Origin of the sequence: Rugosimonospora acidiphila, from assembly GCF_039543385.1 — a bacterium.
In the GTDB taxonomy this organism is placed as follows: Bacteria; Actinomycetota; Actinomycetes; order Mycobacteriales; family Micromonosporaceae; genus Rugosimonospora; species Rugosimonospora acidiphila.
On record NZ_BAABJQ010000014.1, the window covers coordinates 96286 to 119251 of the forward strand.

Below are 22966 nucleotides of genomic sequence, written 5' to 3' on the forward strand. Positions count from 1 at the left end.
TCGCGCCGTACCGGTCACGGCGATCGGCGACGCCGCATCGGTCGCGCAGCACTGGTCAGGCCGCATCGGTCGCCCGTGCCACGGAACCTCGCACCGCTGGTCTGGAGCCAGCCGCCGCCCCCGCCCCGGCAACGCGCGCTCGGCCGGGAGGAAATCGTCGCCGCCGCGATCGCCGTCACCGACGAGGCCGGGCCCGAGGGCGTGACCATGAAGGCGGTCGCGGCCCGGCTGGGCGGCTACTCGCCCATGGCGCTGTACCGGTACGGGTACAGCAAGGAGGGGCTGGTCGACCTGATGCTCGACGCGGCCGTCGCCGAGATTCCGGTGCCGGCGCGCCCGAGCGACGACTGGCGGGAGGACCTGCGCGCCCTGGCCTTGGCGACCCGGGCCATGACGGTGCGGCACGGTACCCGCTGCTGGTCCACACCCGCCCCCGCCACGATCGCAACCGTTCACGACCTGGCCGCCGCGGACGGGAACGTTCCCCATCTGACCAGCTGGCTCGCCCAGCCCACCGGCCCGACCGTCGACGAGCGCTTCATTATCGGTCTTGACCTGCTTCTCGACGGCATCGCCGGCCGGCTAGTAAATCGACTGACGTAACACCATTGGCGCGCCGCGGCCGGCGCCGAGATCCGCGAGGGTCGGTCTCTTGCATGACGAAGTAAGAATCACGCAGAGATGTGTCTAGATATTGCGATCCAGTGTTGGGCAGGTTACGGTCCCTGGTAACCGTCCCACCCGCCACGCACCCGGCACCTCCGCTGTCCACACCTCGCCGCCGGCGCGCCGTCGCGGGCGGGCGAGGCAATGCTCGGCGTCCCGCTCGCGCCGCACCGATCCGCTTCGCACCGATGTCACCAGATCCGGCCGCGCGAGGCTCGTGACCGACGGTCGTACGTCCCACGTCGTCGAAAGTGAGCGAACAATGTCCCGATCCGTCCGAGGTCCCGGCCTGGCGCGCCGCATGGGTGCCATCATCGCCGGCACCACGCTGCTGGCCGCCGGGGTCGTCGGCCTGACGGCCGCACCCGCGTTCGCGGCCGCCACCGGTGGCGTCGGCGCGACGCTGCCCTATGTCGAGGTACAGGCGGAGAACTCCGCCACCAACGGCACGATCATCGGCCCCAGCGCCGACTACGGGACGCTTCCCGACGAGGCGTCCTACCGCAAGGCCGTCACATTGCAGGGCAGCGGCAAGTACGTGGAGTTCACCACGCCGGCCCCGACCAACTCCATCGACTTCCGGTACAGCATCCCCGACTCCTCCGGCGGGTCGGTCTACACCGCGCCGCTGTCGCTGTACGTCAACGGTACGAAGCAGACCAACTTCACGCTCACCAACGCGTACTCGTGGTACTACGGCGGCTACCCGTTCACCAACTCCCCCGGCAGCAACCCGCACCACTTCTACGACGAGGTGCACCGGCTGTTCACCACCACCTACCCGGCCGGCACCAAGTTCCGGCTGCAGGTCGACTCCGAGGACACCGCCGGCTCGTACACCATCGACTTCGCCGACTTCGAGAACGTGGCGGGCGACCTCGCTCAGCCCTCCGGCTCCGTCTCGGTCACCAGCGAGGGCGCGGACCCGACCGGGGTCAACGACTCGACGGCCGCGTTCAACGCCGCCATCGCCGCCGCCGGGTCCGGCGGCACGGTGTGGATCCCGGACGGCACCTTCAAGATTCCGGGCCACCTGATCCTGAACAACATCACCATCAAGGGCGCCGGCATGTGGCACTCCACCATCACCGGTGACGCGCCCGGCTTCTACGGTGGCTACGTGCCCAACGGCGGCAGCAACGTGCACCTGTCCGACTTCGCCATCTTCGGCAACGTCCAGGAGCGCAACGATTCCGCTCAGGTCAACGGGATCGGCGGTGCGCTGTCCAACTCCACTGTGGACCGGATCTGGATCGAGCACGAGAAGGTCGGCGCGTGGATGGACGGGCCGATGACCAACCTCGTCTTCACCGGCATGCGCATCCGCGACGTCACGGCCGACGGCATCAACTTCCACAACGGCGTGACCAGTTCGCGGGTGACCAACAGCGACATCCGCAACACCGGCGACGACGGGCTGGCCACCTGGGCCGACACCAACGCGGACGCGAACGACTCGTTCGACCACGACACGGTGCAGTACCCGATCCTGGCCAACGGCATCGCCATCTACGGCGGGCACGACAACACGGTCAGCGACAACCGGGTGATCGATGCCGGCCTGACCCAGGGCGGCGGCATCCACGTGGCGCAGCGGTTCGCCTCGACCCCGCTGGGTAAGACCAGCGTGCTGCGCAACACCCTGATCCGGGACGGCAGCCTCGACCCGAACTGGCAGTTCGGCGTCGGCGCCCTGTGGTTCGACGCGCGGGACGCGGCGATCAACGCCGCGGTCTCCGTGGACAACGTCCTCATCCAGCAGAGCCCGTACGAGGCCATCCAGTTCGTGTCCGGCTCCAACATCTCCGGCGTGACCATCAACAACGCGACCATCCAGAACACCGGCACGTACGTGGTGCAGGAGCAGGTCGGCGGCGCGGCGACCATCACCAACAGCACCGCCACCGGCACCCAGGCCCCGCAGGCCATCTACAACTGCGGCGTCGGGTTCACCCTCACCGACGGGGGCGGCAACTCGGGGATCACCGGCTCCCAGTGCGGCTTCTTCACCCCGACGTTCCCGCCGTACCTGCCAGACAACGGGTCGCTGGTCTCGATCAGCCCCACCGCCGTCGGCTTCGGGACCGTGGCCACCGGCAACGCAAGCGCCGCGCAGTCGGTGACCGTCACCAACAGCGGCACCGCCGCCGCCCCGGTCACCTCGATCGCCACCACCGGCGATTTCAGCCAGACCAACACCTGCGGCAGCAGCATCCCGGCCGGCTCGTCGTGCACCGTGGCCGTCACGTTCCGGCCCACGGCCGCCGGCTCGCGCACCGGTACGCTGACCGTCACCACCTCCGGCATCGCCAACAGCATCCCGCTGTCCGGCACGGGCGTGGCACCCGGCCCGATCCTGTCCGCAAATCCGAGCGCCCTGAGCTTCCCGGGCACCCTGGTCGGCGCGACCTCGGCGGCCCAGTCGGTCACGGTCACCAACACCGGCACCACCTCGGCGAGCGTGTCGGGCGTGGCCGCGAGCGGCGACTTCCACCAGACCAACACCTGCGGCAGCCTCGCGGTCGGCGCGTCCTGCACCGTGACCGTCACGTTCACCCCGACCGCGTCGGGTACCCGCACCGGCACCGTGAGCATCACCAGTAACGCCAACAACAGCCCGACCGCCATCGCGGCCTCCGGCGCCGGCATCGGGACCACCACCAACCTCGCGGCCGGGCGGCCGGCCACCGCCAGCAGCCAGGTCAACTCGACGCAGGCGGCGGGCACGGCCACCGACGGGGACGCCAACACCTACTGGGAGAGCGCCAACGGGGCGTTCCCGCAGTGGCTCCAGGTGGACCTCGGCGCGGCGTACAACCTCGGCAAGGTGACGCTCAAGCTGCCGCCGTCGACCGCGTGGGCCACCCGGACCCAGACCCTGTCGGTGCAGACCAGCACCAACGGTTCGGCGTTCAGCACGGCGGTCAACTCGGCCACGTACACGTTCAACCCGGCGACCGGCAACACCGTGTCCATCACGGTACCGGGCACCAGCGCCCGGTACGTGCGGGTGAACATCACCGCCAACTCCGGGTGGTCGGCCGGCCAGGTCTCGGAGTTCGAGGTGTACCCGAGCGGCGGCGGCACGCCACCGACCTCGGCGGCGCTGTCGGCCAACCCGTCCTCGCTGAGCTTCGCCAGCCAGGCGCTCAACACCACCAGCGCGGCCCAGTCGGTGACGGTGTCCAACACGGGTACCGCGGCGGCCACGGTCTCGGGGGTGTCGGTCACCGGCGACTTCAGCCAGACCAACACCTGCGGCACCTCGATCGCGGCGGGCGCCTCGTGCACGGTCAGCGTCGCCTTCCACCCCACCGCGTCCGGTACCCGCACGGGAACGCTCACCGTCGCCAGCAACGCGACGAACTCCCCCACCACGGTGGCGCTGTCCGGCACCGGGGCCGGCACCACGAGCACCAACCTCGCGGCCGGCCGGCCGACGAGCGAGTCCAGCCACACCGACGTGTACCCGTCGTCCAACGTCACCGACGGCAACCAGAACACCTACTGGGAGAGCGCCAACAACGCGTTCCCGCAGTGGGTGCAGGTCGATCTCGGCTCGGCGGTCAGCGCGAGCCGGATCGTGCTGCAGCTGCCCGCCTCGTGGGGCGCGCGCAGCGAGACGTTGTCGGTCCTCGGCAGCACCAACGGCAGCACGTTCAGCACGGTCAAGGCCTCGGCGGGCTACACGTTCGCCCCGACCGCGAACAACACGGTGACGATCACCTTCACCGCGACGACGCAACGCTACTTCCGGCTCAACCTCACGGCGAACACCGGCTGGCCCGCGGGCCAGCTCTCGGAGTTCCAGGTCTGGAACAGCTGACCGCCGCGTGGTGCCGCCGGGTGCGACCGCGCCCGGCGGCACCGCCGCGTCCCGCCTCCGGGGGCTCCGGCGGTGCCGCCAGAACCGGCGGTGCCGCCAGGGACTCCGGTCTGCCCACAGTGGATTGGGGGTCCCCTAGGGGCCTGCGCACAGATCGAAATAGTGCGATGATGCGGCATGGCACGACGTGCGGAGACGCCCGGCGTCACCTCCCGTGAGGATCTGGTCGACGCTCTGCTGTCGGCTAGTCGTGCCGTCATGGCGATGGCCGCGCGCTCCCTGGCCGGGCTCGACGCCGAGGTCACGTTGCCGCAATATCGGGCCCTGGTCGTGCTGGCCTCGCGGGGTCCGCAGCGCATGGTGGACATCTCCAACGAGCTCGGCGTCAACCCGTCCACCGGCACCCGGATGTGCGACCGGCTCGCGCGCAAGAAGCTGATCCGCCGGTACCGGTCGTCCGCCGACCGCCGCGAGGTGCGGCTCACGCTGACCCCGGCCGGTAGGCAGCTCGTGGAGCAGGTGATCGGCCGCCGGCGCGAGGAGCTCACCCGGCTCGTCGAGGCCATGCCCCGCACCTGGCACCGGCCCGTCATCGGCGCCCTGCGCTCGGTCGCCGACGCGGTGGGCGAGGTCCCCGAACACGAATGGTGGCTCGGCTGGTCCGGCGAGGGGGACTCGCTGATCGGGTGACCCCACTGTCGGCTTAGGGGCTCGCGTTCATCTCCCGTTAGCGTAATAATTGCCCTGTGCATGTGTTGCGGTAATCAGTGGGGGGTGCCGCGACGCCCGACACGGGAGCACGCCGAACCCGTCGACGTGACCACCGGACCAACGATGGAGGTACATCATGGCCGGACGGATCGGGTCGCAGCCCGATGCGCTAGGCGGTGACCAGCAGAAGCTGCACGAGCAGGTTGAGCACATCGCGATGCCCGACTACGACTGGGTCGGTGAGCCCATCGCGGCGCTCGCGGACGCCGTGTTCGCCGTCGCCAGCCACCACCCTCATCTGCGCCGCCGGCACCGCGCCGCCGAGGCTCCCGCCCAGGAGACCCAGGCGAGCTAGGGGCCGACGCCGCCCACGAGTCCGTTCGGCGGGCCGGTGCCCCTGCGGCCCGCCCGCCGACGGCCTGACGTCCACCGCGTCGCGGCCGATCGGTCAACCGGTGGTGCCGCTATGGGTGATTGCGCCGCTGATGCGTAGGCCACCGGCGATTCACCCATACGCGGGTTGGACGACAGCTCCGAGACATTTACCACCATGAGAATGCGGGCAAGACACCGCTGATCATGGAGGACCAATGCGTCTCCGGACCCGCACCCTCGCCCCCCTGGCCGTCGCCGCCGCCGCGCTGGTCGGCGCCACCGCGCTGTACGTGAACTCGCACGCCGCGCCGGTCACGCTCGACGCGGCCACCATCCCGACCTACGACCACGTGGTGGTGGTCATGGAGGAGAACCACTCCTACGCCGACATCATCGGCAACACCAAGAGCGCTCCCTACATGAACTCGCTGGCCTCGCAGGGCGCGCTGATGACGTCGTCCTACGCGGTCACCCACCCGAGCGAGCCGAACTACATGGCACTGTTCGGCGGCAGCACGTTCGGGCTGTCCAGCGACGCCTGCCCGACCAACGAGGGCAGCAAGGCCAACCTCGGCTCGGAACTGCTGGCCGCGGGCAAGACGTTCAAGGGCTACTCGGAGGGGCTGCCGTCGACCGGCTCGACGACCTGCACCTCCGGCTCGTACGCCCGCAAGCACTCGCCCTGGATCAACTTCAGCAACGTACCCACCTCCGACTCGTTGCCGCTGACGAGCTTCCCGTCCTCGTCGAACTACGCGAGCCTGCCCACCCTGTCGTTCGTCATCCCCAACCTGAAGGACGACATGCACGACGGCACGATCACGCAGGCCGACAGTTGGCTCAACTCGCACCTGTCCGCGTACGCCACCTGGGCCAAGACGCACAACAGCCTGCTGATCGTGACCTGGGACGAGGACGACTCCACCGAGGGCAACCAGATCCCGACGATCCTCGTCGGCCAGCACGTCGTCACCGGGCACTACAACCAGAACGTCAACCACTACAACCTGCTGGCCACCCTGGAGAAGATGTACGGCCTGGGCCTGGTCGGTTCTAGCGCGTCGGCCACCCCGATCACCAGCGTCTTCGGAAGCTGACCCTCGCCGAATCACTGCCAACGCACGGCGGCGGGCCGGGGCACCGGCTCGCCGCCGGTCGGGCAAGGAAACGACACGCGAGTCCACAATGGAGGTTGGGGTGCGAATGGTTGCGTGGCGCCGGACCGGGCGGCGCGGCCGGTGGCTGGCGGGTGCGGCCGTGGTGGCCGTGCTGGCGGCGGCCGGTGTGATCATCGGCGTCACGGCGTCGCACCGCGTCGTGACGCTGGACGAGAAGCACTGCGGCGGCGGCTGGGCCGGGCCGGTCGCCGGGCACCAGAGCCTGACCCTGCGCGACGCGGCCCCCAACCCGGTGCAGGTGTACCTGATCGACCCGAGCCGCGACCTGGTCTACGCCGAGGCCCGGGACCTGACGCCCGGCTCCCGGCGCGCGATCGACACCACGCTCGGCGCCGGCCGGTACGCCCTGCGCTGCGTGTTCACCGACGGGACGGTGCTCACCTCGCCGGCGCACACCCTCACCGGTAAGGTGCCCGGCGCCGTGACCGGCGTGAAGCCCATGCCTGACCTCGACCTGGGCGATCCGGTGACCGCGTACCGCACCTACGTGCGGGACGGCCTGCCGGGGCTGCTGCGCGACGCCACCCGGCTGGCCGCCGACGTGACCTCCGGCGACCTGACCGCCGCCAAACGGGACTGGCTGCCCGCACACCTGGACTACGAGCGCCTGGGCGCCGCGTACAACTCGTTCGAGGACTTCGACGCCGAGATCAACGGTCTGGCCGACGGGCTGCCCGAGGGCGTGGCCGACCCGTCCTGGACCGGCTTCCACCGCATCGAGTACGGCCTGTGGCACGGCCAGCCCGCAGCCACCCTCAAGCCGCTGACCGATGGCCTGGTCGCCGACATCGACGGGCTGATCCAGGACTTCGCCAGCGAGGACATCGACCCCGGCGACCTTCCCCTGCGCACCCACGAGATCCTGGAAAACTCGCTGGAGTTCCAGGTCAGCGGCCACGCCGACTACGGCAGCGGCACGACGCTGGCCACCACCTACGCCAACACCCAGGGCACCCAGGCGGTGCTGGGCACGCTGACCAGCCTGATCACCGCACGGAACCCGGCGCTGCGCGCCGCCATCGACGCGGGGCTGAAGACGGTCCAGGCGGACCTGCTGGCCTGCCGCGACGCCGGCGGATCCTGGACCGCCGCCACCGCGCTACCGCTCCCCCAGCGCCAGCGGCTCGACGCCGACCTGGACGGGCTGCTGGAGCGGCTCGACGTCGTCCCCAATCTTCTGTACGAACGGACCGCGGCATGACCTCGACCACCACCCCCGAGCCCGGGGCCGCCGAACCGACCGGCCTGGGTCGTCCCCCGGCGCCAGACGCGCCGAGCCAGACCGGTCGAAGCGACGGCACCGCCCGCCGCGGCGTGGGCCGCAGATCCTTCCTGCGCGGTACCGCCCTCGGCGCGGCCGCCACCGCCGGTCTCGGCGCGGCGGGGATCGCCGGCGCGAAGGCGGTGGCCGGCACCGGCCCCGAGGGCCGGCGCATCCCCTTCCACGGCGCGCATCAGGCGGGCATCCTCACCCCGCCGCAGTCCGCCGCCACCTTCGCCTCGTTCACCGTCACGGCCACCGACCGCGGCGGGCTGCGAGAGCTGTTGCGCACGCTGACCGACCGGGCGCGCTTCCTGTGCGCGGGCGGGCCGCCGCCGGACACCGGGGTGGACGCCGTCCCGCCGGACAGCGCGACGCTCGGGCCGGTGGTGCCGGCCGACGGGCTGAGCGTGACCGTGGGCGTCGGGGCGTCGCTGTTCGACGACCGGTACGGGCTGGCCGGGCGCCGGCCGGCGCGGCTGACCCGGATGCCGGTGTTCCCCAACGACAACCTGGCCGGCTCGACCGAACTGCACGGCGACATCTCGCTGCAGCTGTGCGGGGACTCCCGGGACACCGTGATGCACGCGCTGCGCGACATCGCCAAGCACACCCGGTCGGGCATGCAGCTGAGCTGGAAGGCCGACGGGTTCAGCTCGGCGCCCCGCCCGAGCGGTACGCAGCGCAACCAGCTCGGCTTCAAGGACGGCATCGCCAACCCGGACGTCACCGACGCAGCCGAGACCGGCCGGCTGATCTGGACGCGCGGCGGCGCGAACGGCGAACCGGCGTGGGTGGAGGGTGGCAGCTACCAGGTGGTACGGATCATCCGGATGCTCGTCGAGTTCTGGGACCGCGTCTCCCTGCACGAGCAGGAGACGATGATCGGCCGGCGGCGGGACAGCGGCGCGCCGCTGGACGGGGTCGCCGAGTCCGACGTCCCGGACTACGCGAACGATCCCAACGGCATAGCCATCCCGCTGACCGCGCACATCAGGATGGCCAATCCCCGCACCCGCGACACCGACGGCCAGCGCATCCTGCGCCGTGGATACAACTACGACCGGGGCGTGGACCTCGACGGCAACCTGGACGTGGGGCTGATCTTCTGCTGCTACCAGCAGGACGTCGCCCGGCAGTTCGAGGCCGTGCAGAAGCGCCTGATCGACGAGCCGCTGGTGGACTACATCCAGCCAACCGGCGGCGGGTATTTCTTCGCGCTGCCCGGGGTGCGCGACGCCGGCGACTACCTCGGCTCCGGCCTGTTCGCGTAGGCCCTCACTACGGCAGTACCCGCCGCCCGGCGCCGCGGTCGACTCAGGCCCGCAGCGCCAGCTTGCCCACGGTGGCCCGCGCTTCCAGTTCTGCGAGTGCTTTCGGCCCGTCGGCCAGTTCATAGACGGTGGGCTGGCCGGGGCCGAGCACTCCGGCCGCGAGGAGCCCGAACAACTCGCCCATGACCTCGCCGAAAATCCGCGGTGCGGCCTGGATCAGGATGCCGAGGTTCAGGCCGATGACCTGGATCTGGTGCTTGTAGACCAGGTCCCAGTTGGTGATGGCGGTTTCGCCGCCGGCCACCCCGTACACGACGACCCGGCCGGTGACCCGCTTGGTCGCGGACAGGCTGGCGTCGAGGGTGGCGCCGCCGACCGACTCCAGCACCAGGTCGACGCCCGCGCCATCGGTCAGCCGCAGTACCTCGGCGGCGATGCCGGTGCCGCGGGAGTCGATGACGTGGTCGGCGCCGAGCCCCCGTACCACCTCGTGCTTGCCCGGCGAGGCGGTGGCGATCACCGTCGCGCCGTAGTGTTTGGCCATCTTCACCGCGGCCTGGCCGGTCCCGCCGGCCGCGGCGTGGATCAGCACGGTCTGCCCCGCGGTGAGGCCGCCCAGTGGCTTGAGCGCCGCGAGCGCGGTGGGCCAGTTCACGACCAGGCCCAGCGCCTGCTCGTCGGCCCAGCCCGGCGGCACCGGGACCGCGGCGGCCGCGGGCAGCACCAGGTACTCGGCGAACGCGCCGCCGTTGACGCCGGCGCCGATGACGTGGGCACCGGGTCCCGGGTCGGTTACCCCCTCGCCAACGGCGATGACCTCACCGGCGCCCTCGATGCCCGCCACGTACGGCGGCTGTGGGCCGCCCGCGAACGTGCCGCGGGACTGGGAGATGTCGACGAAGTTGACGCCGGCGGCGGTGACCCGGATCAGGACCTCGCCTGGTCCCGGGCTCGGTACTGGCGCGTCGGTGATCAGGCGCAGGTCCTGCGGGCCGTTGCGCGACGTCTGCCGCAGGGCACGCATGGTGGCGGGGATGCTCACGGGTACGACATCCTTCCCGGGCTCATCGAACTCATTATTTATCGAACGACCGGAAAACCCTGGCACGGCCGACCGGAGCGGGTCAAGGTAAACTTTGTCGAACGACAAACAATTCTGGAGACGCATCCACATGGCTACTCGCGGCAGGCCGCGCACCTTCGACCCGGACACCGCACTGCGCCGGGCGTTGGACCTGTTCTGGGAGCGGGGCTACGAGGGGACCTCGCTCAACGATCTGGCCGAGGCCATGGGAATCGCCTCGGCCAGCATCTATTCCTACTTCGGCAGCAAGGAGAACCTGTTCCGCAAGGTCATGGCCCTGTACGGCACGACGTCGGGCGAGCCGCCCCGGCGCGCGCTGCACAAACAACCAACCGCGCGCACCGCGATCCATGACATGCTGCGCGCCACCGCCGATGAGATCACCCGCCCGGACACGCCGCACTACTGCATGCTCATCCTGGCCGCGCCCACCGGCGCCGTGGAGAACCACGCGGTCCGGGAGTTCCTCGCCGATCTGCGGCGCGACATGTTCGCCACCGTCAAGGACCGGCTCGCCCGCGGGGTCACCGATGGCGACCTCACCGCGCCGGCGGCCGGCCTCGATGCGATCGCCCGCTACTACACCACCGTGGTGCAGGGCCTGTCGATACAGGCCCGCGACGGCGCCGACCGCGCCGAGCTGGAATCGGTCATCACCTGCGCGATGGCGGCCTGGGACACGCTCACGTCCGCACCATCACACCGCGCAATGATCTCATCGAGGTCGGGTCGGTAGCCGTCGCGGGAGTGGGCACCCGGCAGTTGCCCCAGGCACCGCCCACGCCGCTGCCGTACCCGCGTCCGGGCCTGTGGTGGTGGCGGTCCCCGCAGTTGACCCGCACCGCCCGCCGCGTCGCTATGATCCCCGTATGATCAATGGCGCTCATATGATCATTTACAGTCGCGACCCCGAGGCGGACCGCGCCTTTCTTCGGGACACCCTCGGCTTTCACCACGTCGACGCCGGTCACGGCTGGCTCATCTTCGGGCTGCCGCCGGCCGAGGTCGCCGTGCACCCGACCGACGGCGAGCCGGCCCACGAACTGTTTCTGATGTGCGACGACGTCGCGGCGACCGTGGCCGAGCTGTCGGCGAAGGGCGTCGAGTTCACGATCCCGGTCACCGCGGAGCGGTGGGGGCTGCGCACCGCCCTGCGGCTGCCCGGCGGCGGCGAGCTCGGCCTCTACGAGCCGAGCCACCCGGTCGCAATCTGACCTCCACGTAGCTACCTGGAGACCTCGGCGAAGAACCGGCGCAGGGCGTCGGCGACCAGGGCGGGTGCCGTCATGGTCACGAAGTGCGACTGGCCCGGCCAGGCGACCCGGCGCGCCCCCGGAATCGTCGCCGCGAGCGCGCTCATCGTGGTGGGCATCGGCTGCCAGGTGTCGGCGCCGCCCATGACCAGGGTCGGCACTGCGATCGAGGACCAGCGGGCGACGTCCGTGCCGTCCCCGGCGAGCGCCTCGAGATCGTGCAGCCAGCCGATCGCCGCGCGCCGCGCCTCGACCGGGTCGGGCTTCCGGTCGCCCGCCGCCGCGGCGAAGCCGGCGACGATCTCCGGCGGCACCCGAGTCACCTCGTTCAACGTCGCCGCCATCGCCCCGGCGTCGTTGCGTTCGAAGGCGGCACGGTACCGGTCGAGCTTGGGCCCGATCTCCGGGCCGGCCGCGAACAGCGGAGGCTCGAAGACGGCCAGCGAGCGCAGGTCGCGTGGGTCCGCCGCGGCGGTGTGCAGCGCCAGGGTCGCCCCGTAGGAGGCTCCGGCGAGATGCACCGGCCCACCCGAGCGCTTCCGCGCCGCGTCGATGACCGCGGTCAGGTCGCCGACCTCGTCCTTGAACGACTTGACTCCGGGCGGCACGTCGCTGGGGCCGTACCCGCGCCTGGCCGGCATCCACACCTCGTGGTCGCCGGCCAGCCGGTCCGCGACCGTGGCCCAGGAGTGCAGCCCGCCGCCCGATCCGTGCACGAGGACGACCGGATCCCCGGCGCCCACGCGCCGGACCACCAGGCGGGTGCCGTCCGCCGACGTGATGTCGTCATCGTGGCTGTCGTAAGAGTTCATTCCCGTTCCTCAGGCCAGTTGCTCAGGGTGGTGTGGATCGCGTCGAGGATGCGGCTCCACGACGCGTCGAGGTCGCGGGGATGCCCGAAACCGCCCGCGGTTTCGAGGGCCGCGAACCCGTGGAAGGTGCTGCGCACGAGGCGCATGGCGTCGGTCAGATCCGGTTCGTCCAGCCCGTACCCGCGAAGCGTCGCGTAGCTCAGCTCGATCAGGCGCAGGTGCCCCGCCGAATTCGTGCCGACCTCGGCCGGCAGGTCGAGCTGGGTCGCGGCGTACTGCCCGGGGTGCGAGGTCGCGAAGGCGCGCCAGGCGCCGGCGAATCCGACCAGGGCCTGCCGGCCGGCCCGACCGGCCACGGCGAGCGCCAGTTCGTCGGCGAACGCGGCCGCCGCCCGCACCGCTACCTGCTCGATCAGCGCGTCGCGGCTGCGGACGTGCGCGTAGAGCGCGGCGTCCGAGACCCCGAACGTCCGGGCGAGGGCGGCGACGGTCACTCGCGACAGCCCGACCGAGTCCGCCAGTTCGGCCGCGGCGGCCGAGACCCGCTCGCTCGTCAATCCCTGCCGTGGCATGTCGACCTTTCATGTCCTAATCAGAAACTTAGGAGCCCTAAGATACCAGAGTCGGACGGATATTGTCGGGGGGCCTGCCTACACTCCCCGGACATGACCGCACCCGACGCCAAGTCCCACCTGCACCGCTACCTCAAGACCGCCCGGGAGGCCATGCTGTGGAAGCTCGACGGGCTCTCGGAATACGACGCCCGCCGCCCGATGACGCCGACCGGCACCAACCTGCTCGGGCTGGTCAAGCACGTGGCCACCGTCGAGTTGGGCTACTTCGGAGACACCTTCGGCCGGCCGTTCGGCGAGCCGCTGCTGTGGTCGGAGAGTGACCCGCTCGCCGACCTGTGGGCGACGGCCGACGAGTCGCGGGAGTGGATCATCGACCTCTACCGCCGGGCGTGGGCGCACTGCGACGCGACGATCGACGCGCTGGCGCTGGACGCGACCGGCCAGGTGCCGTGGTGGCCCGAGGACCGCCGGGAGGTGACCCTGCACCTGGTGCTGGTGCACGTGATCGCGGAGACCAACCGGCACGCGGGGCACGCCGACATCATCCGGGAGCTGATCGACGGGGCGGCCGGCCTGCGCCAGGGCAACGACAACCTGGCCCCGGGCGACCGGGCGACGTGGGAGGCCCACCGCGCCAAGCTGGAGAGCGTCGCCCGAGAGGCGGGCTGATCCGTGGTGGCGATCGTTGACGCGAGCGCCGAGCGGTGGGACGACCTGGCTGAGCTCATGGGGCAGCGGGGCGACCCGTCCCACTGCTGGTGCCAGTATTACCGGCAGGATCGGGCGTACGACCACGGCGACCGGGAGAGCAACCGCGCCGCCATGCACCGCCAGGTCACCACCGCCACGGTGCCGCACGGCGTGCTCGCGTACGACCAGGGGCGCCCGGTCGGCTGGTGCGCGGTGGCACCCCGGGCCGACTACCCGCGGCTGTCACGCACCCGGGCGGCGAGCGGGACAGTGGACGAGCCCGGCCTGTGGTCGGTCAGCTGTTTCGTGGTGCGCGTGGGGCACCGGCGGCGGGGCGTGGCCGCGCGGCTGCTCGACGCGGCGGTCGACCTCGCCCGGCGGCACGGCGCGCGGATCGTCGAGGCGTACCCGATCGACACGACGGTGCGCCCGGCCAGTTCGGCGACGCTGTTCCAGGGGCCGCTGTCCCTGTACCTGCGCACGGGCTTCGCCGAGATCGCCCGTCCCAGCGAGCACCGCGCGATCGTGCGCCGCACGCTGAACCCGTAGCCGCACCGGGGCGCGGCCGGCGCCCGGCCGGCGTCGCCGCCAAGGGATGAAGAACTAACAGCTAGACTTATAGGCTGTGGACGTATCCCCCGCGGCACCACCAAGTCCAACGGCGGAAACGAAATCGGCGGCACGGCCGTCGGCCGGCTCGACCGGGCCGCCGCCCCGGACCGGCACGCAGGGCTGGCTGCGGCGCCTGACCGGGGACTGCCTGCGCCACCGCCGTCAGGTCGGGCTCGCCCTGGGCGGCGCGCTGGCCGGGATGGCCGCCACCGCGACGATCCCGCTGGTGCAGCGCACCATCATCGACGACGCGATAATCACCCACCGCCGGCCGATCTGGCCGCTGGCCGCGGTGATGGTGCTCGTGGCCGCGGTCGTCTACGCCGGCACGTACCTGCGCCGCTACTACGGCGGCAAGCTGGCGCTGGACGTGCAGCACGACCTGCGCAATGGGATCTTCGACGCGCTGAGCCGGATGGACGGGGCCCGCCAGGACCAGGTGGAGACCGGTCAGATCATCGGCCGGGCGACCTCCGACCTCACCATGGTGCAGGGCCTGCTCCAGACGCTGCCCGTGCAGATCGGCAACGGCCTGCTGTTCATCCTGTCGCTGGGCGCGATGGTCGTGCTGTCGCCGGTGCTCACGCTCATCGCCGTGGCGGTGGCTCCCGCGGTGTACGTGCTCGCCAGGCTCGCCCGTGGGCGACTGTTCGCGGCCACCTGGGTGGCGCAGCAGGACGCGGGCGCGGTCGCGGGGGTCGTCGACGACGCGATCAACGGGGTGCGCGTGGTTAAGGGCTTCGGCCAGGAGGAACAGGAGCTCGACAAGCTCTCCGCGGCCAGCCGATTGCTGTTCGCGACCCGGATGCGGATGGTGAAGCTGACCAGCCGGTACAACCCGAGCCTGCAGGCCGTGCCCGCGCTGGGCCAGGTGGGTGTGCTGGCCCTGGGCGGCTGGCTGACCCTGCACGGCAGCATCACCCTGGGCACGTTCCTCGCCTTCTCCGCGTACCTCGCACAGTTGGTCGGGCCGGTACGCCAGCTGTCGAACCTGCTCACCGTCGCCCAGCAGGCGCGGGCCAGCGTGGTGCGGGTCTTCGAGGTCATCGACTCCCGACCGGTCATCGCCGAGGCCCCCGACGCGGTGGCGCTGGACGCCACCGACGCACCCGGCATCGAGTTCGACGAGGTGACGTTCGGGTACCTGCCCTCGCAGCCGGTGCTGCGCGGCCTGTCGCTCAACGTCCGGGCGGGCGAGACGATGGCGGTCATCGGCGCCGCGGGATCGGGCAAGTCCACCATCTCGCTGTTGCTGCCCCGCTTTTACGATCCGTCCGCCGGTGCGGTGCGCGTCGGCGGGCACGACGTGCGCACCCTGACGCTCGACTCGCTGCGCGCCGGCATCGGCCTGGTCGCGGAGACCAGCTTCCTGTTCTCCGAATCGGTGCGCGCGAACATCGCCTTCGGCCGCCCCGAGGCGACGCACGAGGAGGTGGAGGCCGCCGCACGGGCGGCGGAGGCGCACGAGTTCATCGCGGCGCTGCCCGACGGGTACGACACGGTCGTGGGCGAGCAGGGGCTCACCCTCTCCGGCGGCCAGCGGCAACGGGTGGCGCTGGCCCGGGCGCTGCTGACCGATCCCCGGCTGCTGTTGCTGGACGACGCGACCTCGGCGGTGGACGCGCGGGTCGAGGCGGCCATCCACGCCACCCTGCGCAGCGTGATGCGCGGCCGGACCACGCTGCTGATCGCGCACCGCCGCTCGACGCTGGCGCTGGCCGACCGGATAGCGGTGCTGGAGGCCGGCCGGGTGGCCGACGTGGGTACCCACGAGGAGCTGATCGGCCGGTGCGCCGCGTACCGGCTGCTGGTCTCGGGTCCCGGTGCGGACGCGGAGGGCATCGACGCCGGGGACCTGCCGGTGCCGGAGGAGGTCGACCCGACCCGCTCGGGCGGTCTCACGCTCGCCCTCTGGCCGCCGGTGGAGGAGCCGGCGGCCGTCCCCGGGTTCGGCGAGGCGTCATCGGCCGCCCGCGCGGGCGCGGTCAGCGTGGCGGCGATAGGCCGGATGGGGCGGACCAGCGGGCGGCAGGGCGCGAACGGGCTGATGTCCAGCGCGATGGCGGGGCTGCCGGCCGACGGGGCACTGGCCGCGCGGATCGCCGCCCTGCCGCCGGCCCGGGACGTGCCCACGGTCGACGAGTCGGCCGCTCGCCGCGGCGACGCGCACTTCACCCTGTCGCGGCTGGTGCGCCCGATGGCGCTGCCGTTCGCGCTGGCGATGATCCTGGTGGCCCTGGACGCGTTGGCCACGCTCGTACTCCCGGTGCTGACCCGCACCGGCGTGGACAGCGGGGTCCAGCGGGGTTCGCTCGCGGTCATCCTCACGGTATCGGCTATCGGTCTGGCAGTTGTGATCGCGGATTGGTTCGTCAGCGTGGTGCAGACCTGGCTGACCGGGCGCACCGGCGAGCGGCTGCTCTACACGCTGCGGGTGAAGACCTTCGCCCACCTGCAGCGGCTCGGGCTGGACTACTACGAGCGGGAGCTGTCCGGGCGCATCATGACCCGGATGACGACCGACATCGACGCGTTCTCCAGCTTCCTGCAGACCGGGCTGACCCAGGCCGCGGTCAGCGTGCTGACGTTCCTGGGCATCCTGGTGGCGCTGCTGGTCATCAACGTCGAACTCGGGCTGGTCATGGTGGCCACGCTGCCGTTCATGGTGGTCGCGACCCTGGTGTTCCGGTCGAAGTCGTCGCGGGCCTACCTGGACGCCCGGGAAAAGGTCGGCATCGTCAACGCCGACCTGCAGGAGAACGTCGCGGGCATGCGCATCACCCAGGCGTACCGCAGGGAGGAGCACAACCGGCGACGGTTCGCCCGGCGCAGCGACGACTACCGCGTCTCGCGCGCCCGGGCGCAGCGCTACATCGCGATGTACTTCCCGTTCGTGCAGTTCCTGTCCAGCGTGGCGGCGGCGCTGGTGATGGTCGCGGGCGGCCCGCTGGTACGCGCCGGGACGCTGTCCGCCGGTGCGCTCATCGCGTACCTGCTCTACATCGACATGTTCTTCGCCCCGGTGCAGCAGCTGTCCCAGGTGTTCGACGGCTACCAGCAGGCGTCCGTGGGTCTGCGGCGGGTCCGGGACCTGCTGCGCACCCCCACCTCCACGCCGGCGGCATCGCACCCGGTGCCGGTGCCGGGCCGGCTGCGGGGCGCGATCCGGCTGGACGCGGTCCGGTTCGCCTACCGCGGCGGCGGACCCGAGGCACTGTCCGGTGTGGACGTCGCCGTCGAGCCGGGCGAGACCGTCGCCCTGGTCGGGCAGACCGGCGCCGGGAAGTCCACCGTGGTCAAGCTGATCAGCCGGTTCTACGACGCGACGAGCGGCGCACTGCGGGTGGACGGGACCGACGTGCGGGAGTTCGACCTCGCCGGGTACCGGCACCGCATCGGCGTGATCCCGCAGGAGGCCTACCTGTTCGGCGGGACGATCCGCGACGCCATCGCCTACGGCCGGCCCGGCGCGACCGACGCCGAGGTGGAGGCCGCGGCGCGGGCGGTCGGCGCGCACCGGATGATCTCGACGCTGGCCGACGGGTATCGGCACCGGGTCGCCGAGCGGGGCCACAACCTCTCCGCCGGGCAGCGGCAACTGATCGCGCTGGCCAGGGCGGAGCTGGTGGACCCGGACATCCTGCTGATGGACGAGGCGACGGCGGCGCTCGACCTGGCCACCGAGGCGGAGGTGACCCGGGCGCTGGACCGGCTCGCCCGGCGGCGCACCACGATAGTGGTGGCGCACCGGCTGACGACCGCGGCACGCGCCGACCGGATAGTGGTGCTCGCCCACGGGCAGGTGGTGGAGTCCGGCTCGCACACCGAACTGCTGGCCCGGGACGGCGCCTACGCCGCGCAGTGGCGGGCCTACTCCGGCGCGGAGGTCGGGTCGGTCCTCGCCTGATCCCGGCCCCGCTAACGCTGCTCCCAGAGCACGTTGGTGGGCCGCCGTCCAGTCTGGACATACTGACGGACGGCCGCCCGCGCCTGCCTCGGCGCGATCCGGGTGTAGCGGGGCGAGGACTCGTCCTGGTCGTCCCGGATCACCTCGGGCCAGTGCGGCAGCGAGGGGTCGACCGCGATGGCGGAATCGCCGCCCAGCCAGGTCAGGGCGGCGCGTTCGGGATGCCCCCAGACGAGCTGGAACCCGTACGGCGGCTCCGGCTCGCCCTCGGCCCACCGGCCCTCGTACACGTCGATCAGGCGTACCGCACCGTCCGCGGCCAGCCGGTCGAGGGCGTCGTCCAGCTCGGCGATGGTGCGCACCGCGACGGTGTGCTGCCCGCTGGGGTCGCGTTCATCGTGACCCCACGCCAGGGTGTACGCGTTCATGGATTGATCCCTCCTCGGCGCGTGCGCGCCACCCACCGGCTCACCGGGAGTAGGCGCATTATATAGACGCATGTCGTTCATGCCGGACGCCTCACGGCTTCCGTTAGCGGGTGACGCACAAATAAACTTGACGGTAGATACGTTACTACCATATCGCCGTCGCGTCACGCCGGCACGCCGGCGGATCCCGGGCTGCGGGCCCGGCACGGAGCCACCTGAGCGCCCCGCACCGGGCGCGCTGACCGCGCGTCACCACACCACCCCGGCACGGTGACGCGGACGGCGCCACCGGGGCGGGTTATCCACCGATCGGTGGATCGCCTCCACCATCCGATCCACCGCGAGGCTCAGCCGCCGGACCCGTAGGCCGGCCGATGCGCGCGACGGCCCCGGATTGCGAGATTGGGTACGTCCGGTAGGCGCGCCCCAGTCGAGTCGTGGCGCGCGCACCCCGGACGGCGTACACGCGACAGGCGAGGCCGAAGGGACGCAAATGCCACCAGTGATCGAGGTGCGGAACCTGCACAAGCGCTACGGAGACACCGTGGCGGTCGACGATGTCTCCTTCGCCGTACAGGAGGGCGAGATCTTCGGGATTCTCGGTCCCAACGGCGCGGGCAAGACCACCACCGTGGAGTGCATCGAGGGGCTGCGCAACCGCGACCGGGGCGAGATCAGCGTGCTCGGCCTCGATCCCCAGCGGGACCGCGCCGAGCTGACCCAGCGGGTCGGCGTCCAGCTTCAGGACAGCCAGCTGCCCGACCGGCTGCGGGTCGCGGAGGCGCTCGAGCTGTACAGCTCGTTCTACCGCGACCCGACCGACTGGCGGGCGCTGATGGACACGCTCGGGCTGGCGGACAAGGCCGATACCCGGTTCGGGAAGCTGTCCGGCGGCCAGAAGCAGCGGCTGTCCATCGCCCTGGCCCTGGTCGGCGGCCCGCGGGTGGCCGTGCTCGACGAGCTGACCACCGGGCTGGACCCGCAGGCCCGGCGCGACACCTGGGCCCTGATCGAGGACGTGCGCTCCCGCGGCGTCACGATCGTGCTGGTCACCCACTTCATGGAGGAGGCCGAGCGGCTCTGCGACCGGCTGGCGCTGATCGACGCGGGCCGCGTCGTGACGGTGGACAGCCCGGCCGCGCTCGCCGAACGGGCCCAGGTGCAGCAGCGCATCCAGTTCCGCCCGTCGGCCCCGGTGGACGACCGGCTGCTGGCGGACCTGCCCGACGTGACCGAGGTCACCCACCGAGGCGACCTGGTGCTGATCACCGGCAACAGCAACGCGCTGGGCGCGGTCACCTCGCTGCTGGCCCGCCGGGGAGTCGTCGCCCAGCAGCTGCGCGTCGAGCAGGCCAGCCTGGAGGACGCCTTCGTCGAGCTCACCGCGAAGCACTCGGATTCGAAGAACTAGGGAGTACCCGTCATGTCAGTCACCACCGCGCCCGCGCCCGCAACCGCCAAGGCGTCCGCGCTGCGGCGAATGGTTCTCACCGAATTCAAGCTGTACCTGCGGGAGAGGATCGGCCCCGTCTGGGGCGTGGGGTTCCCGCTGCTCCTTCTGGTCATCTTCGGCAGCATTCCGTCGTTCAGGCGCCCGAGCGCCGACCTCGGCGGCCTTACCGAACTGGACGTCTACGTACCGGTGCTGGTCGCGTTCGTGGTGACCATGCTCTCCCTGGTCTCCCTGCCGATCGTGCTCGCCGGCTACCGGGAGCGGGGCATCCTGCGCCGGCTGCGCACCACGCCGGTGGGGCCGGGCCGGGTCCTGATCGCCCAGTTGTGCGTCAGCCTCGGAACGGTGGTGGTCACGGTGGCTGTGCTCCTCGCGGTGGCCCGGCTCGGGTACGGCGTGGCCCTGCCCAAGCAGTTCGGTGGGTTCGTGGTCGCGACGTTGCTGGCCGTGGCCGCGCTGATGGCCGTCGGCCTCTTCGTCGCCGCGCTGGCGCCCACCGGCAAGGCCGCCCAGGCGATCGGCACGCTGCTGTTCTTCCCGATGATGTTCTTCGCCGGCCTGTGGCTGCCCATCGCGCAGATGCCCCGGGTGTTGCAGCACATCAGCCACGCCGCCCCGCTGGGCGCGGCGGTGCAGGCGCTGCAGGACTCGGCCCAGGGGCACTGGCCACACCCGCTGCAATTGGGGACCATGGCTGCGTACGCGGTGGTGTTTGGGCTGGCCGCGGCTAAATTGTTCCGGTGGGAGTAGAGACATGGGCGTGACGGCGGCCACCGCCAGTCCGGATCGGGTCTTCGAGCGGGTCTGGGAGCGGCGGGTGCGTCCCGTGCCGTACGCGCTGCTGGCGATCCTGGCCGCGTTCACGGTGGCCGTGAAGATCTCCGCCCCGGGCTCTATGATCATCGATCTTGCCCTGTGCGCGCTGGCGGCGGCGTGGATGCTGTGGATGTACACCCTGCACCCCGCCTGGCAGCAGCGCCCGTGGCTGATGGCCGTGTTCCTGGCCGGGCTGCTCGTGATCACCGCTGTGCTGGTGCTCCGCGATCCCTGGTTCGGGGTCTTCACGCCCGCCTGCTACCTGTACGCGTTCAGTGTGCTGCCGTGGCCGTGGGAGGTGGTCGGCGTCGCCGCGGTGGCGGCCATCGCGGGTACCGCGCAGGCGTCCGGTGAGCCCAAGACGACGCTGGCCGGGGTGTTCGCCTACCTCGCCGTGATCGTCGTCAACGCGATCCCGATGTGCGGCCTGGCCTGGCTCGGTCGGCGGCACGACCGGCACAACGACCAGCGCGAGCAGGCCCTGCGGGAGGTCAGCGAGGCGAACCGCCGGCTGGAGGCGGCGCTGGCCGAGAACGCCGGCCTCCAGCAGCAGCTGATGGCCCAGGCCAGGGAGGCCGGCGTCCTCGACGAGCGGCAGCGCATGGCGCGGGAGATCCACGACACCCTGGCTCAGGGGCTGACCGGCATCGTTACCCAACTGCAGGCGGCCGAGCAGGCCAGCGAGGACCCGACCGGCTGGCGCCGGCACCTCGCGGCCGCGACCGCGCTGGCCAGGGAGAGCCTGTCGGAGGCCCGGCGCTCGGTGCACGAGCTGCGCCCCGAGCCGCTGGAGACGGCCCGGCTCAGCGAGGCGGTGTCCGGCGTCGCCGAGCGCTGGTCGGCGCGGCAGGGCGTGCCGGTTCAGGTCGCCACGACCGGCACGGTGCGACCGATGCCGCCGGAGGCCGAGGTCGCGCTGCTGCGCGCGGCACAGGAGGCGCTGGCCAACGTGGCCAAGCACGCGGGGGCGACCAGGGTCGGGGTGACCCTGTCCTACCTGGAGCACGAGGTGGCGCTGGACGTGCGCGACGACGGCACGGGCTTCGACCCGGATGGGCGGGACGGGCTGGACGGGGTGAACGGGCTGGGCGGTGACGCGGGCGCCGGCCGCCGGGCCGGCGGCGGACCGGGGTCCGGGTTCGGCCTGGTCGCCATGCGGCAACGGATCGAGGCCCTGTCCGGCACCGTGCAGGTCGAGTCGGAGCCGGGCGCCGGCACCGCGATCTCGGCCCGCATCCCGGACGAGTGTCCGGCCGCGCCCGACGCGGCCAGGGTCCCGGCGGGGGTACGGGGATGAGCGCCACCACCGGCACCAGTGGCGCTGCCGGCACCAATGGCGCGGCACCGATCCGACTGCTCATCGCGGACGACCACCCGGTGGTCAGGGACGGGCTGAGCGGCATGTTCGCCGCCGACCCGGACTTCGAGGTGCTCGGCGAGGCCGCCGACGGCGCCGAGGCGGTCCGGCTCGCCCGGGCGCTGCGACCCGACGTGATCCTGATGGACCTGCGGATGCCCGGCATGGACGGGGTGGCCGCGATCACCGAGCTGGCCCGGTCGGGCAGCAGCGCTCGGGTACTGGTGCTGACCACGTACGACACCGACAGCTATGTGCTGCCCGCGATCGAGGCGGGGGCCACCGGGTACCTGCTCAAGGACGCTCCGCGCGACGAACTGCTGCGGGCGGTCCGGGCGGCGGCAGGCGGCGAGGCGGTACTCGCGCCGTCGGTGGCGGCCCGCCTGATGAGCCGGGTACGCGCACCCGGGGCGGGGCCGCTGTCCCAGCGGGAACTCAACGTGCTGGAGTTGGTGGCGGCCGGCAGCACCAACCGGGAGGTGGCCGCCCGGCTGTTCATCAGCGAGTCCACCGTCAAATCCCACCTGCTCAACATCTACGGCAAGCTCGGCGTCGGCGACCGGGCGGCGGCCGTGGCCGTGGCGTTCAACCAGGGGCTACTCACCCCCACGAAGCCGGACCGGCTCTGAGCACGCGGTCGGCCCGGCCCCGATTTCGCGACCGGGCCGGCCCCGGATGCGAACGGGGC

The 22966-nt window shown here is 71.8% G+C and carries 20 protein-coding genes; 16 read left to right on the top strand and 4 right to left on the bottom strand.

The window, feature by feature from the left end; all coding sequences use genetic code 11:
• Nucleotides 1-75 precede the first annotated feature (75 nt).
• The 7 genes from ABEA87_RS23035 to efeB all read left to right on the top strand — a co-directional run bounded on the left by ABEA87_RS23035 (nt 76) and on the right by efeB (nt 9291).
• Nucleotides 76-603 carry a TetR/AcrR family transcriptional regulator gene (locus ABEA87_RS23035; protein ID WP_345632717.1) on the top strand — a complete coding sequence of 176 codons (528 nt, stop codon included), beginning with the start codon at nt 76-78 and terminating at the stop codon, nt 601-603.
• A 325-nt stretch (nt 604-928) separates the two neighbouring features.
• Nucleotides 929-4492 carry a choice-of-anchor D domain-containing protein gene (locus tag ABEA87_RS23040; protein WP_345632719.1) on the top strand — a complete coding sequence of 1188 codons (3564 nt, stop codon included), beginning with the start codon at nt 929-931 and terminating at the stop codon, nt 4490-4492.
• Between the two features lie 177 nt (nt 4493-4669).
• Complete coding sequence (locus tag ABEA87_RS23045) at nt 4670-5182, top strand: MarR family winged helix-turn-helix transcriptional regulator (protein ID WP_345632721.1); 513 nt, start codon at nt 4670-4672, stop codon at nt 5180-5182.
• Nucleotides 5183-5339: 157 nt separating this feature from the next.
• Complete coding sequence (locus ABEA87_RS23050; RefSeq protein WP_345632722.1) at nt 5340-5558, top strand: hypothetical protein; 219 nt, start codon at nt 5340-5342, stop codon at nt 5556-5558.
• A 235-nt stretch (nt 5559-5793) separates the two neighbouring features.
• Entirely contained in the window at nt 5794-6675 is an 882-nt protein-coding gene (locus tag ABEA87_RS23055) for an alkaline phosphatase family protein (RefSeq protein ID WP_345632724.1), read from the top strand.
• 106 nt (nt 6676-6781) lie between these two features.
• On the top strand, nt 6782-7957 hold the full coding sequence (locus ABEA87_RS23060) for an EfeM/EfeO family lipoprotein (protein WP_345632922.1): 1176 nt from the start codon (nt 6782-6784) through the stop codon (nt 7955-7957).
• Complete coding sequence (gene efeB / locus ABEA87_RS23065) at nt 7954-9291, top strand: iron uptake transporter deferrochelatase/peroxidase subunit (RefSeq protein WP_345632726.1); 1338 nt, start codon at nt 7954-7956, stop codon at nt 9289-9291. The genes ABEA87_RS23060 and efeB overlap by 4 nt, the downstream gene beginning before the upstream one ends.
• 43 nt (nt 9292-9334) lie before the next feature.
• Here the strand turns inward: efeB and ABEA87_RS23070 are convergent, their stop codons facing one another.
• The gene (locus tag ABEA87_RS23070; RefSeq protein ID WP_345632728.1) at nt 9335-10333 is read right to left on the bottom strand and encodes an NADPH:quinone oxidoreductase family protein; all 999 of its coding nucleotides are present in this window, start codon (nt 10331-10333) and stop codon (nt 9335-9337) included.
• Between the two features lie 130 nt (nt 10334-10463).
• On the opposite strand from ABEA87_RS23070, the gene ABEA87_RS23075 reads away from it, so the two are divergent.
• Nucleotides 10464-11111 (top strand): TetR/AcrR family transcriptional regulator, encoded by a 648-nt coding sequence (locus ABEA87_RS23075; protein WP_345632730.1) that lies wholly within the window; start codon nt 10464-10466, stop codon nt 11109-11111.
• 151 nt (nt 11112-11262) lie between these two features.
• On the top strand, nt 11263-11589 hold the full coding sequence (locus tag ABEA87_RS23080) for a VOC family protein (protein WP_345632732.1): 327 nt from the start codon (nt 11263-11265) through the stop codon (nt 11587-11589).
• Nucleotides 11590-11600: 11 nt separating this feature from the next.
• Here the strand turns inward: ABEA87_RS23080 and ABEA87_RS23085 are convergent, their stop codons facing one another.
• Both ABEA87_RS23085 and ABEA87_RS23090 read right to left on the bottom strand, forming a co-directional pair.
• Entirely contained in the window at nt 11601-12440 is an 840-nt protein-coding gene (locus ABEA87_RS23085; protein ID WP_345632734.1) for an alpha/beta fold hydrolase, read from the bottom strand.
• A complete protein-coding gene (locus tag ABEA87_RS23090; RefSeq protein ID WP_345632736.1) occupies nt 12437-13012 on the bottom strand; it encodes a TetR/AcrR family transcriptional regulator in 576 nt (191 codons plus the stop codon). Before ABEA87_RS23090 ends, ABEA87_RS23085 begins: the two co-directional genes overlap by 4 nt.
• 93 nt (nt 13013-13105) lie before the next feature.
• Between ABEA87_RS23090 and ABEA87_RS23095 the strand changes: the two genes are divergently transcribed.
• From ABEA87_RS23095 to ABEA87_RS23105, 3 genes are all read left to right on the top strand, one after another.
• Nucleotides 13106-13684, top strand: a complete 579-nt coding sequence (locus tag ABEA87_RS23095) for a DinB family protein (protein ID WP_345632738.1) — start codon at nt 13106-13108, stop codon at nt 13682-13684.
• Between the two features lie 3 nt (nt 13685-13687).
• Nucleotides 13688-14254 carry a GNAT family N-acetyltransferase gene (locus ABEA87_RS23100; RefSeq protein WP_345632739.1) on the top strand — a complete coding sequence of 189 codons (567 nt, stop codon included), beginning with the start codon at nt 13688-13690 and terminating at the stop codon, nt 14252-14254.
• Nucleotides 14255-14330: 76 nt separating this feature from the next.
• Nucleotides 14331-18224: an ABC transporter ATP-binding protein gene (locus ABEA87_RS23105; protein ID WP_345632741.1), complete on the top strand. Its 3894-nt coding sequence runs from the start codon at nt 14331-14333 to the stop codon at nt 18222-18224.
• Nucleotides 18225-18235: 11 nt separating this feature from the next.
• Here ABEA87_RS23105 and ABEA87_RS23110 read toward each other — a convergent pair whose 3' ends face one another.
• Entirely contained in the window at nt 18236-18652 is a 417-nt protein-coding gene (locus ABEA87_RS23110; RefSeq protein ID WP_345632743.1) for an Imm1 family immunity protein, read from the bottom strand.
• Nucleotides 18653-19145: 493 nt separating this feature from the next.
• Between ABEA87_RS23110 and ABEA87_RS23115 the strand changes: the two genes are divergently transcribed.
• The 4 genes from ABEA87_RS23115 to ABEA87_RS23130 are packed head-to-tail and all read left to right on the top strand — an operon-like array spanning nt 19146 to nt 22907.
• Nucleotides 19146-20063, top strand: a complete 918-nt coding sequence (locus ABEA87_RS23115) for an ABC transporter ATP-binding protein (protein WP_345632745.1) — start codon at nt 19146-19148, stop codon at nt 20061-20063.
• A gap of 12 nt (nt 20064-20075) precedes the next feature.
• Nucleotides 20076-20855, top strand: coding sequence for an ABC transporter permease (locus ABEA87_RS23120; protein ID WP_345632747.1), 780 nt, complete (start codon nt 20076-20078; stop codon nt 20853-20855).
• 4 nt (nt 20856-20859) lie between these two features.
• A complete protein-coding gene (locus ABEA87_RS23125) occupies nt 20860-22218 on the top strand; it encodes a sensor histidine kinase (RefSeq protein ID WP_345632749.1) in 1359 nt (452 codons plus the stop codon).
• A complete protein-coding gene (locus ABEA87_RS23130) occupies nt 22215-22907 on the top strand; it encodes a response regulator transcription factor (protein ID WP_345632751.1) in 693 nt (230 codons plus the stop codon). Before ABEA87_RS23125 ends, ABEA87_RS23130 begins: the two co-directional genes overlap by 4 nt.
• The last annotated feature ends 59 nt before the right edge of the window (nt 22908-22966 follow it).